The sequence below is a fragment of the Gaiella sp. genome (assembly GCF_035710885.1).
Lineage (GTDB): Bacteria > Actinomycetota > Thermoleophilia > Gaiellales > Gaiellaceae > Gaiella.
Map to the genome: position 1 here is coordinate 16714 of NZ_DASTCS010000011.1, position 11170 is coordinate 27883.

At 71.8% G+C, this 11170-nt stretch carries 12 protein-coding genes; 2 read left to right on the forward strand and 10 right to left on the reverse strand.

Annotated elements, in window-relative coordinates:
- Positions 1-152 precede the first annotated feature (152 nt).
- Positions 153-1277 (forward strand): DegT/DnrJ/EryC1/StrS family aminotransferase, encoded by a 1125-nt coding sequence (locus tag VFO26_RS02765; RefSeq protein ID WP_325113351.1) that lies wholly within the window; start codon positions 153-155, stop codon positions 1275-1277.
- A gap of 17 nt (positions 1278-1294) precedes the next feature.
- Here VFO26_RS02765 and VFO26_RS02770 read toward each other — a convergent pair whose 3' ends face one another.
- From VFO26_RS02770 to VFO26_RS02785, 4 genes are read right to left on the reverse strand one after another with little or no spacing between them, the layout of a single operon-like run.
- Positions 1295-2221 carry a branched-chain amino acid transaminase gene (locus VFO26_RS02770; RefSeq protein WP_325113352.1) on the reverse strand — a complete coding sequence of 309 codons (927 nt, stop codon included), beginning with the start codon at positions 2219-2221 and terminating at the stop codon, positions 1295-1297.
- A gap of 30 nt (positions 2222-2251) precedes the next feature.
- On the reverse strand, positions 2252-2734 hold the full coding sequence (locus VFO26_RS02775) for a YbaK/EbsC family protein (protein WP_325113353.1): 483 nt from the start codon (positions 2732-2734) through the stop codon (positions 2252-2254).
- A gap of 2 nt (positions 2735-2736) precedes the next feature.
- Positions 2737-4305: a phosphoglycerate dehydrogenase gene (serA, locus tag VFO26_RS02780; protein ID WP_325113354.1), complete on the reverse strand. Its 1569-nt coding sequence runs from the start codon at positions 4303-4305 to the stop codon at positions 2737-2739.
- Positions 4306-5457, reverse strand: a complete 1152-nt coding sequence (locus VFO26_RS02785; RefSeq protein ID WP_325113355.1) for an alanine--glyoxylate aminotransferase family protein — start codon at positions 5455-5457, stop codon at positions 4306-4308.
- A gap of 62 nt (positions 5458-5519) precedes the next feature.
- Here VFO26_RS02785 and VFO26_RS02790 point away from each other — a divergent pair, with 62 nt between their 5' ends.
- Entirely contained in the window at positions 5520-6134 is a 615-nt protein-coding gene (locus VFO26_RS02790) for a hypothetical protein (protein ID WP_325113356.1), read from the forward strand.
- 78 nt (positions 6135-6212) lie between these two features.
- On the opposite strand, the gene VFO26_RS02795 is transcribed toward VFO26_RS02790, so the two are convergent.
- The 6 genes from VFO26_RS02795 to gatB all read right to left on the reverse strand — a co-directional run.
- The gene (locus VFO26_RS02795) at positions 6213-6377 is read right to left on the reverse strand and encodes a hypothetical protein (protein WP_325113357.1); all 165 of its coding nucleotides are present in this window, start codon (positions 6375-6377) and stop codon (positions 6213-6215) included.
- A complete protein-coding gene (locus tag VFO26_RS02800) occupies positions 6356-7657 on the reverse strand; it encodes a hypothetical protein (RefSeq protein ID WP_325113358.1) in 1302 nt (433 codons plus the stop codon). Before VFO26_RS02800 ends, VFO26_RS02795 begins: the two co-directional genes overlap by 22 nt.
- Before the next feature lie 62 nt (positions 7658-7719).
- The gene (locus VFO26_RS02805) at positions 7720-8169 is read right to left on the reverse strand and encodes a hypothetical protein (protein WP_325113359.1); all 450 of its coding nucleotides are present in this window, start codon (positions 8167-8169) and stop codon (positions 7720-7722) included.
- A 47-nt stretch (positions 8170-8216) separates the two neighbouring features.
- Positions 8217-8747, reverse strand: a complete 531-nt coding sequence (locus tag VFO26_RS02810; RefSeq protein ID WP_325113360.1) for a hypothetical protein — start codon at positions 8745-8747, stop codon at positions 8217-8219.
- A 66-nt stretch (positions 8748-8813) separates the two neighbouring features.
- A complete protein-coding gene (locus tag VFO26_RS02815; RefSeq protein ID WP_325113361.1) occupies positions 8814-9887 on the reverse strand; it encodes a sulfite oxidase in 1074 nt (357 codons plus the stop codon).
- On the reverse strand, positions 9887-11170 hold a 1284-nt coding region (gene gatB / locus VFO26_RS02820; RefSeq protein ID WP_325113362.1), incomplete at its 5' end, for an Asp-tRNA(Asn)/Glu-tRNA(Gln) amidotransferase subunit GatB. The genes gatB and VFO26_RS02815, both read right to left, overlap by 1 nt.

Genomic DNA, 11170 nt, shown 5'->3' on the forward strand with positions numbered 1-11170 from the left:
CCATGGCCCGAGTGGCCACTTGACAGGAATCGGTGTCAGACACCGTTCTCTGTCAAGGGTGAACCTGTGCCGATTCTGTGCCCACTCGCCCACAGGGCCGCGTCGGTAACGCTCGCGATCGCGCGTGGTCGCACGGGTAGGCTCGCCGGGCCGTGGCGCGCATCTACCTCTCCCCTCCCCACGTCACCGGCCGTGAGACAGAGCTGGTCGGGGAGGCGATCGCGTCCAACTGGATCGCGCCGCTCGGGCCCCAGGTCGACGCGTTCGAGGCGGAGCTCTCGGCCGTCGTAGGCGTCGAGCACGCCGTGGCGCTGTCCAGCGGGACGGCAGCGCTCCATCTCGCGCTCGTCGTGCTCGGGATCGGCCCCGGCGACGAGGTCGCCTGCTCCGGTTTCACGTTCGCGGCGAGCGCGAACGCGATCACCTACACGGGGGCGACACCCTTCTTCGTCGACGCGGACGAATCGACGTGGACACTCGACTCGCAGCTGCTCGACCGCGCGATCACGGAGCGCCGCGACGCAGGCGCGCGCGTCCGTGCGGTCGTGGCCGTGGACCTCTACGGCCAGTGCTGCGACTACGAGGTGCTCGCGGAGGTCTGCGCCCGGCACGACGTGGTGCTCGTCCAGGACGCCGCCGAGTCGCTCGGGGCGACGTATCGGGGCGCGCCGTCGGGCGGGCAGGGCGCGCTCGCCGCCTTCTCCTTCAACGGCAACAAGATCATCACGACGAGCGGAGGCGGGATGCTCGTCTCTCCGAGCCGGGACCTCGTCGAGCACGCGAGGAAGCTCTCGACGCAGGCGCGGGAGCCCGTCGCCCACTACGAGCACACCGAGGTCGGCTTCAACTACCGGATGAGCAACATCCTCGCCGCGGTCGGGCGCGCGCAGCTGGAGTCGCTCCCGGAGCGAGTGGCCAGCCGGCGGCGGATCCGCGACCGCTATCGCGAGCTGCTCGACGGCGCGACCGGGCTCACGTTCATGCCGGAGGCCCCCTACGGGACGACCAACGCCTGGCTCACCTGCGTCGTCGTCGATCCTGCGGCCTTCGGGATCGATCGCGAGGCCGTCAGGCTGGCGCTCGAGGCGCAGGACATCGAGGCGCGGCCTCTCTGGAAGCCGATGCACCTGCAGCCGATCTTCGCGGGCCACCGGGTGTTCGGCGGAGACGTCTCGGCGCGGCTGTTCGAGCAGGGGCTCTGCCTGCCGAGCGGATCGTCGCTGACGGACGCCGACCAGGACCGGGTCGTCGCGACGCTGCTCGCCGCCCGAGGCTGAGAGCGGTCCCGCGGCGGCTAGGCGGGAGCGGGGACCGTCTCGACGACGTCGAGCCAGTGACTCCACTGGTCGGAGCGGCCGTTGACGACCTCGAGGTACGCGCGCTGGATCTCGAGTGTCACCTCTCCGACGCCGATCTCCACGTCGTCGACCGCGCGCACCGGTGTCACCTCCGCCGCGGTTCCGGTCATGAACACCTCGTCGGCGAGGTAGAGCTCCGTACGGATGATGTCCGCCTCCTCGACGACGTACCCGAGGTCCTGGGCGATCTGGATCACGCTGTCGCGCGTGACCCCGGGCAGGATCGAGGTCGACAGTGGCGGGGTCAGGATGCGCCCGTTCCTGACCACGAAGATGTTCTCCCCCGGCCCGTCCGCGACGAAGCCCTGGTCGGTGAGCAGGATCCCCTCGTCGTAGCCGCCGCGCTGCGCCTCGGTGGTCGCGAGCATCGAGTTCAGGTAGATCCCGGTCGCCTTCGCCACGTGTGGGATCACGTTCGGCCCGACACGCGTCCAGGAGGAGATCTTGGCGGTGATGCCCTTCGCGAGCGAGTCCTCGCCGAGGTAGGCGCCCCACGGCCAGCTCATGATCACGGTCTCGATGGGGTTCCCGCGCGTGTGCACCCCGAGCGAGCCGTACCCGAAGAACGCAATCGGCCGGATGTAGACCGCAGGCAACCCGTTCGTCCGCACGAGCTCGTGTGTCGCCGTGCGGAGCTCCTCGACCGTGTACGGGAGCTCCATGTAGAGGAGCCTGGCGCTGTCGTGGAGTCGCTGCAGGTGGTCGGCGAGGCGGAAGACGGCCGGCCCCTTCGGCGTCTCGTAGGCGCGGATCCCCTCGAACACCCCGGTGCCGTAGTGGAGACCGTGGACGCCGACGTGAACGGTGGCGTCCGCCCAGTCGACGAGCTCCCCGTTCATCCAGATCTTGGCAGTCTCCTGCATCGCTTTCCTCCGTCTCGGCCGTTTCGAAGATTATGGAGATTCCAGCACGACGTCCTCGACCCGACCGCGCGTCAGCCGCACGAGCTCAGCCGGAGAGAGCGCGACGATGTGGCGGTCCGAGCCCGCGCCGGCGAAGAGCGTGCCGTGGCGCAGGAGCGTGCGCTCGACCAGCACGGCGCTCACGCGCTCGAGCGGGAACGGCGACACCGCTCCCGGGCTGAACCCGGTCGCGTCGACGACCTCCTGAGGACGCGCGACGGCCACGCGGCGTGCCTCCACGAGACGCGCCACCTTCCCCGTGTCCGCCTTTCGGTCGCCGGGGACGAGTGCCACGACCGGGGCGCCGTCGCAGACGAGCACCAGCGACTTGACGACCTGGCCGAGCGTGCAGCCGATCGCGTCGGCCGCCGCCTCGGCGCTCCCCGTCTCCGTCGGAAGCTCCTCGAGGCGAGCCTCTGCGCCCGTGTCCCGGAGAAAGGCCGCGACCCGCTCGACCGGCTCCGGCCAGTCCATGCTCACCCGAGCTCCACGAAGCGGACGTCGTCGAAGCCCATGTCGCGGAGGGCATCGACGAGCTCGGTGGTGGCGGCGGTGTCGATCGAGAACACCATCAGCGCCTCGCCTCCCTCCTTCGTCCGCGAGACGGCCATGTTGGCGATGTTGATGCCTCCGTCCCCGAACATCGCGCCCACCCGCCCGATCACGCCGGGCTGGTCGGGATAGCGGACGAACACCATGTGCGGCGCGATCTCCATGTCGATCCCGAAGCCGAGCGCACCGCCGAGAAACAGGCGTGGCTCCGGCCCGATCGTCGTGCCCGAGACCGCGATCTCCTCACCGTCCGAGAGCAGCCTCACCTCGATCGTGTTCGTGTAGTCGCGGGACGCCCGGTTGCGCTCCTCGACGACCTCGATCCCGCGCTCGGCGGCGATCACGGGGGCGTTGACGACGTTGACGATCTGGTCGACACGCCCCTGGAACGCGCCGTTGAGGGCCGCCGCCGTGAGCAGGCGGGTGTCGGACTCGGAGAGCGGCCCGTACGCGGCGACGGCGATCCTGCGTGGCGGCCCGGCCGCGAGCCCGACGGCGATCCGGCCGAGCTGCGCCGCGAGCGGGATGAACGGGCCGAGCACCTCGAGATCGGCCTGGTCGACGATCGGGATGTTGACCGCGTTCGTGACGACGCCGCCGTCGAGCGCGGCGACGACCTGCTCGGCGACGATCACTCCGGCCCGATCCTGCGCCTCGCCGGTGGACGCCGCGAGGTGCGGCGTGACGACGACCTGGTCGAGCTCGAGCAGAGGCCCGGCGTAGGGCTCCGCCGAGAAGACGTCGAGGGCGGCGCCCGCGAGCTTGCCCGACCGGATCGCCTCGACGAGGGCGTCCTCGTCGACGAGGGCGCCGCGGGCGGCGTTGACGAGGCGAGCGCCGTCGCGCATCTGTGCGATCGCGTCACGGTCGATCAAGCGGTGGGTCTCGTCCGTGAGCGGTGAGTGAAGAGTGACCACGTCCGCCGCGCCGAGCAGCTCCTCCACGGTCTCCACCTGGTCGACGCCCAGCTCGCGGAACCGCTCGCGCCCCACGAAAGGGTCGTAGGCGACGACGTTCATCGCCAGTCCCAGGGCGCGCCGCGCCACCTGCTGCCCGATGCGGCCGAACCCGATCACACCGAGCGTCTTGCCCGCAAGCTCGATGCCGCTCCAGCGCGAGCGCTCCCAGCGGCCCTCCTTCAGCGCGGCATGTGCCTGCGGGATGTTGCGCGCGAGCGCGACGAGCAGCCCGATGGTCTGCTCCGCGGCCGACACGATCGTCGACTCGGGCGCGTTCGCGACCACGATCCCGCGGCGCGTCGCCGCGTCGACATCGACGTTGTCGACCCCGACGCCCGCCCTGCCGATCACCTTGAGCCGCTGAGCGCGGTCGATGACGTCGGCGGTCAGACGCGTCGCCGAGCGGATGACGATCGCGTCGTACCGGTCGATCACGTCCTCGAGCGGCGAATCCGGATCCACGTCCACGTCGAAGCGGCTGCGCAGCAGCTCGACGCCCGCCTCGGCGATCGGCTCGCGGACGAGGACGCGCATCTACGCGGCGGCGACGGAGCCGAACGCCTCGAGCGCCGCCGGGGCCGCGCGGCCGGGCTCGACCTCGGCTCCGGCGGCGCGGAGCTCCTCCTCGATCGCGGTGAGCGCCTCGGCGATGTCCTCGATGCCGACGTGACCGATGTGGCCGATCCGGAACAGCCGTTGCACGAGGTCGCCGTGCCCGCCTGCAATCGTGATCCCGTGGCGGTCGCGCAGGGCGAGCCGCAGTTCGACGGCGTCTATCCCCTGCGGCGTCAGCGCCCCCGTGAGCACCGCGGCGCTGTCGTCGTCGGGCGAGTAGAGCTGGAGCCCGATCGCCTTCACGCCCGCACGGCACGCGCGGCCGAGGGCGCGGTGCCGAGCGAACGCGGCGTCGAGGCCGTCCGCCAGGACCAGGCCGAGCGCCTCCACGAGCGCGACGACGTTGGACGTCGCCGGCGTGAAGGGCGTCGAGCCCTTCGCCTGCGCGCGCCGTTGCCGCGCCCAGTCCCAGTAGAACCGAGGCAGCGTGGATTTCCCGCTGCGCTCCCAGGCGCGCTCGGAGACCGCTGCGAAGGCCAGGCCGGGCGGCGTCATGAGTGCCTTCTGCGAGCCCGTCACGACGACGTCGGCTCCCCACGCATCCGTCTCGAGCGGAACGGCGCCGAGACTCGAGACGGCATCGACGATGGACACCGCCCCGGCGTCGCGGCAGGAGGCGAGCAGCGGCTCGAGCTCGCAGACGACCCCGGTCGACGTCTCCGAGTGGACCAGGAAGACGGTCTCGGCCCCGCTCTCCTCGAGTGCCTCGCGGAGGTCGTCTGCACGGGGGCTCTCCCCCCAGGCGTACGCGAGAGGCACGACGTCGCAGCCGAACGCGCCCGCCAGCGCCTGCCACCGCTCCCCGAACTCGCCCTGTGAGACGGCGAGCACGCGCTCGCCCGGTGAGAGCAGGTTGACGACCGCCGACTCGAAGGCGCCGGTCCCCGACGACGTCAGGAGCAGCACCTCGTTCTCGGTGCGGAAGACCTCCCGCAGCCGCTCCTGGGCGACCTCGAAGACCGCCGCGAAGTCCGGCGAGCGGTGGTGCAGCACCGGCTCCGACAGCGCGCGCAGCACCTCCGGCGGCACCGAGGTGGGGCCTGGCGTGAGGAGCTTCTGCGGGCGCGCCACGACCTGAGCCTACCGCCGCCTGCGCGGGACGGATACGTGCAGGACCGTACATTTGTCGCTCCATGGACGTCCTCGTCCCGTTCGCGGCCGCCATCCTGTCGTTCCGGCTGGCTGCAGAGCTGATCCGGCGCTGGCATCGCCGACGCTCCCCGGAGCTGCTCGCCTGGGCTGCATCGCTCGCCTGCTTCGCGGCCGCATCCTCGGGCCTCGCCTGGGGGGCAGCCGCCGGGTGGGACGACCGGGCGTTCCGCGCCTACTACCTCTTCGGCGGCCTCCTCACCGCCGCGCTCCTGGGCGCAGGCTCGCTGCTTCGAGCCGGTGTGCGCCTCGCTGGACCGCTCGCGCTCCTCTACGCGGGGCTCGCGATCGGGATCGCCGTCGCGATGCCGATCGACCCGGAGGTGACGGGTGAAGCGATCCCGGACGCATCTGCGCACCTCGACTTCTTCCCGGCGCGCGCCGTTGCGCTCGTGGGCAACATCGGAGGGACGCTCGCCGCGGTCGTCGTCGCGCTGACGGGGCTGCGACGGCGGCCGCTGGGCAACACCGCCATCATCGCCGGCGTCGCCGTGGCCGCCGCGGGCAGCGCCCTCGCGGGCCTGGGCGGGGGCGGCGGGTCGGTCTTCACCGCGATCGCGGCGGCACTGCTCTATGCAGGCTTCGTGAGCCGGCGCTGACCCGTTGGCCGCGGGCGACATGTCGCGACGAGCCATGTCTTCGTGCCTGGCACCAGGCGTCCCCGGCGGTCGAGCGAGTCACTCCCTCATCTCGGGGATGCGGCGTGAGCGGTCGACACGACGCCGTCGCTCGCGAAGCCAGATCCAGCCGAAGAGGGCCACGAGCGCGAGGAGGATCGCCGCCTCGACCGCCAGCGTCAGGCCGCTCGGATGGTGTGCGATCAGCCTCGCGAGAGCACCCACAGGCCGCCGACCGTGTAGAGCACCATGAGCGCGAGCATCGCGTACTGTGAGCGCAGCGCGTCGCGCCGGTCGGGGAAGATCGTCACCGCGCGATCGTGCGCGACCGCGAGCCCCGCCACGTGGCCGGCGACGAGGGCACCGACCTGGACGTACCACGTCGTGTTCGGCGAGATCACCCCGAGGGACGGCGCGAAGTCGGCCGTGCCGAACAGGTCCCAGCCTCTGCCGAGCGGGTCGGAGAGGAGCGGGATCGCGAACTGCCCCTGCGTCACGAAGAGGGTGAAGTAGTGAGCGACGAGGTACACGAACGCGATCGGCACGAGTGAACGGAGGAAGTCGCCGACGAGCGAGCGGGGCGCGTTCACCGTCCACCGCGCGACGGCGCACGCCGTCTCGTAGGCGAGTGCCACGGCCAGCACCGCGGCGAGGAGGCCGCCGACGCTGAGAAGCGTGACGAGCAGCTCGCCGAGCCCCGGCTGGTCGACGACGAAGGGCCCCTCCACCCTCGCGGCCAGGTCCTGCCAGGTCGTCGTGCGGCTGTACCCGTCGAACAGCACCGACCCGAGCATCACGGCCACGAACGCGACCGAGCCGGGAGCCGGCTCGACGCCGGCCAGGCCCGTCAACGGCCAGCGCACGCGGATCCGCCCGTCCACCACGTGGAAGGGGGCGATCCTCCCGAGCAGCCGGTACAGGACGGCGAAGGCCTCCCCGTTCGCCTCCCACGTGTCCCTTCCGAACGCGGCCATCCCGAAGAGCGCGATGTACGTGTACAGCGCGATCGCAAACGCGAGGGCACGCGGGCTCGCGGGGTCGGAGTAGGCGAGCTCGAGGGCGACGAACGCGAGCAGCGCCACGGCGGCCGGCCATCGCCCGAGCCTTGCGGGGTACTCGGCCAGAGGCCTCGCCTCGCTGCCTCCGAGCTCCCGCGCCCAGACGAATGCGTCGGCGATCGCCCGCCACGGCGACAGCGCCCGCCAGACGTTGCCGAGGACGACCGAGAGCGCGGGGAGACCGAGCCAGAAGATCACGTAGATCCAGGTGGGAGCGAGGTTGCGGAACGGGTCGGTGTCGCCGAAGAGGGCCGAGACCCACACGAGGCCGAAGAGCGCGACGGAGAGCGCCTGCACGACGATGCGCACGGGGCCGAGGAGCACCCCCGAGAGCCATGCAGGCAACGCGCGGCCACGCTCCCGGGCGGCCAGGAGCGGCGAGCGCCACAGGACGCCGAGCAGGACGAACGAGACGACCAGCACCGAGGCCGCCCCCCAGTAGAACATCCACGCAGGGACGGGGAGGTCCTGGATGCCCCCGATCCCGTGTGCGACGAGGCCGGGGCTGCTCAGGGCCGGACCTCCAGGACGGCCAGGACGGAGTCCGGATGGTGGAGCTCGAGCTCGAAGCGCCCCGGCAGGTCGACCGTCAGCGGGATGCGCACGGGCTTCCCGGGCGTCACCGGCTTCTCGATGTCGTAGCCGTGGAGGTGCACGTCCTCGCCCGCGTCCGCCCGGACCACCAGCACGACCTTCTCGCCCTTGTCGAGCTCGGGCCGCTTGATCCCGCCGCGCGGTCGGCCCTGGTCGACGACGATCACGATCGTCGTCGGCTTCGGGTTCGGCGGAGTCGTCTCGGCGGGGGTCGTCACCGTCGGCGCCGTCTCCGCCGGAGTCGTCGCCGTCGTCGTCTCCGTCTCGGTGGCGGTCGCATCGGGAGACGCTGTCTCCGCGTCGCCTCCGCAGCCCGCGAGCGCGAGCGCGCTCGCGGCGACGGCAATCACGAGAATCCTCCTCATCGTCACTCCTCGTCCGAGCCGCGCGAGTGGGCGCGCGGCGTGTGGGCTCAGGACGCGAGGAGCGGCGGTGGCGACCGACCGGTCGCGCGCGGCCGGTCGGCCTCCCGCGGTCGGGACGACGGTCGTGAGGGCAGCGGCAGCCACGCCTCTGCCAGCAGGCCTGTCCGCGCGACGCGGATGCCCACGAGTGCCCCGGCGACACGCCGGGCCACCCGGACGCAGAGCACAGCGACGGGCAGCTGCAGCACGAGCCCGACTGCGAAGGACGGTGTCGTCAGGAGGAACGGCAGCTCACCCGTGTGCGTCAGCCGCTCGACATGCTCCTGGCAGGTGAAGCCCAGCGGGCCGACGAGCACGAACGGCCACAGCGGGAGCCGGCCGAAGCTCCGTTCCTGCACCGCGAGCCCCACGAGGCCGATCGACGCGAGGACGGCCACGACCTGAGGCACGTGCCCGAGGTAGGCGTGGACGGATCCCGCGGTCGTTCCCGTGAGCCCGTAGGCGAGCGCGTGGGCTCCCAGGACGCCCACAGCAGCCACGGGTGTGACGAGGAGCCACGCGAGCATCCGGCGCGCCATCGCACGGATGATGCCAGCGCTCGGCGCAGGGAGGCGCGCCACCGGGCGTGGCGCCCGCGGCAGCGCTCAGCGCACGACGACCGGAACCCGCTGCACGGCGTTGTTCTCGTAGCCGCCGAGGTTCCACTCGGGCTCGAGCGGCTGGGTCTCGCCGGTCTCGTCCGTCGCGCGACAGCAGAGGATGGAGGCGCCCTGCGCAGGAGGCTCCCAGCGGAACGACCAGCCGACCCACGCGAGGCGATCGTGGAGCTCGCGGGTGAGCTCGGCATCCGCCCACGTCTCGCCGCCGTCCTGGCTCACCTCCACGCGCACGACCGGCGCGCGACCCGACCAGGCCCTGCCCTCGAGCAGCACCGGCGTCCGCTCGACGACACGGTCGCGCGTGAGGAAGTCCGGGATCCCCGGCGGCACCATCAGCGAGCGCGGTCTCATCCGCGTGACCGGACGGCCGTCCTCGTCCTCGGTCTGCCGGACCCGGTACCCGGTCGCGACCTGGTACCCCGTGAACGGCTCCTCGCTGAGCGTGATCGACGCGAGCCACTTGACGTTCGTCATCCCGTACCACCCCGGCACGACGAGCCGGAGCGGAAAGCCGTGCTGGGGCGGCAGCGGACTGCCGTTCATCTCGTAGGCGAGGACGCAGCCTGCTTCGAGCGCCTCGCCCAGCGGCAGGCTCCTCTCGTATCGCTGGTCCACCCCGCCCTCCACGCCCCGGTCGAGCCCGCTGAACACGACTTCGACCGCACCCGTCGCCGGCGACGCCTCCTCGAGCAGGGTTGCCAGCGGGACGCCCCGCCAGCGTGCGGTGCCCACCGCCTCGGTCAGCCACGGCTGGCTGACGGGCCGGGGATCGAGTAGCGCGCGGCCGTTGCCGGCGCACTCCATCGTCACCGCCACCTCGACGGCGGGCCGGTCCCGGAGATCGTCGAGCGTCAGCGCCAGGGGATGCCCGACGGCTCCGCCGATCTCGAGTTGGAACGCCGCAGGGTCGACGAGCGGCACGTCGTAGTGGATCAAGAGGTAGTGCAGCCCGACCGGCGTGATCGGCCAGCGAAGCGCCTCCAGCGGCATCGCGTGGTTCCGAGCCGCGAGCCGCAGCTCGTCGAGGCTGATTCCGGGATCCGCCGTGACGCCGTCCATCAGGCCGTGAGCTTGGCGCGCACGAGCTCGCTGACGGCGCGCGCGTCCGCCTGCCCCTTCGTCTCCTTCATCACCTGACCGACGAAGAACCCCAGCAAGCCGTCCTTGCCGGCGCGGAACTGCTCGACCTGGGCCGGGTTCGCCGCCAGGATCGCGTCGACGACCGGCTCGAGCGAGGCGGTGTCCGACACGGCCTCCTGCGCGAGATACGGCTCGACCGAGAAGCCGGGCTCGCCGACCCTCGCAATCGCCTCGTCGAACGCCTTCCGCGGGATCCGCTCGCGGGCGTCCACCAGCCTCGCGAGCTCGGCCGCGTCCACCACGGCCGGATCGACCCCGGCTCCGACGAGCTGGTTCGCGATCACGTTGCTCGCGGCGACGCCGTCTGCGCCCGCCGCCACCGTCGCCTCCCACAACGGGTCGAGGCCGCCCGTGACCAGGACGAGCGCCCGCTCGTGGTCCAGCACGGCCCCGATCCGCCGGATCCGCTGCGCCGGCAGCTCCGGCAGCTCCGAGCGCAGGCGCTCGACCATGTCCGCGGGCGGCTCGACGGGGACGAGGTCAGGCTCGGGGAAGTAGCGGTAGTCGTCCGCCTCTTCCTTCGTCCGGCGGGCGGTGAGCGTCCCGGTGCCGACGTCGAAGTCGTACGTGTGCTGCTCCACCTCGGCGCCCGACTCCCAGACGGCGACCTGCCTGGTGACCTCCGCCTCGATCCCGCGCGCGATGTGCGTGAACGAGTTCATGTTCTTGATCTCGGTGCGCGTGCGCAGCTCGTCCGAGCCGCGCGGGCGAACGGAGACGTTCGCGTCGGCGCGCAGCGTGCCCTTCTCCATCTCGGCGTCGGAGATGCCGAGCTCGACGACCGTCTGGCGCAGGAGCTGGAGGAAGCGCTTCGCCTCGTCGGCGGAGTGGATGTCGGGCCGGCTGACGATCTCGACGAGCGGCGTGCCGCCGCGGTTGAAGTCGACGAGCGAGTGTGCGGCGCCGCCGATCCGGCCGCCCGTCCCGCCGACGTGCACGGTCTTGGCCGCGTCCTCCTCGAGGTGTGCACGCACGATGCCGATCACACGGTCACCGTCCGCAGTCGGCAGTAGCACTTTGCCATTAATGCAAGATGGTAGATCGTACTGCGAGATCTGATAGCCCTTCGGCAGGTCGGGGTAGAAGTAGTTCTTCCGCGCGAAGACCGCCTGTTCGGCGATCTCGCAATCGAGCGCGAGGCCGAGCTTGATCGTCCACTCGATCGCCCTGCGGTTCATGACCGGGAGGGCACCCGGGAAGCC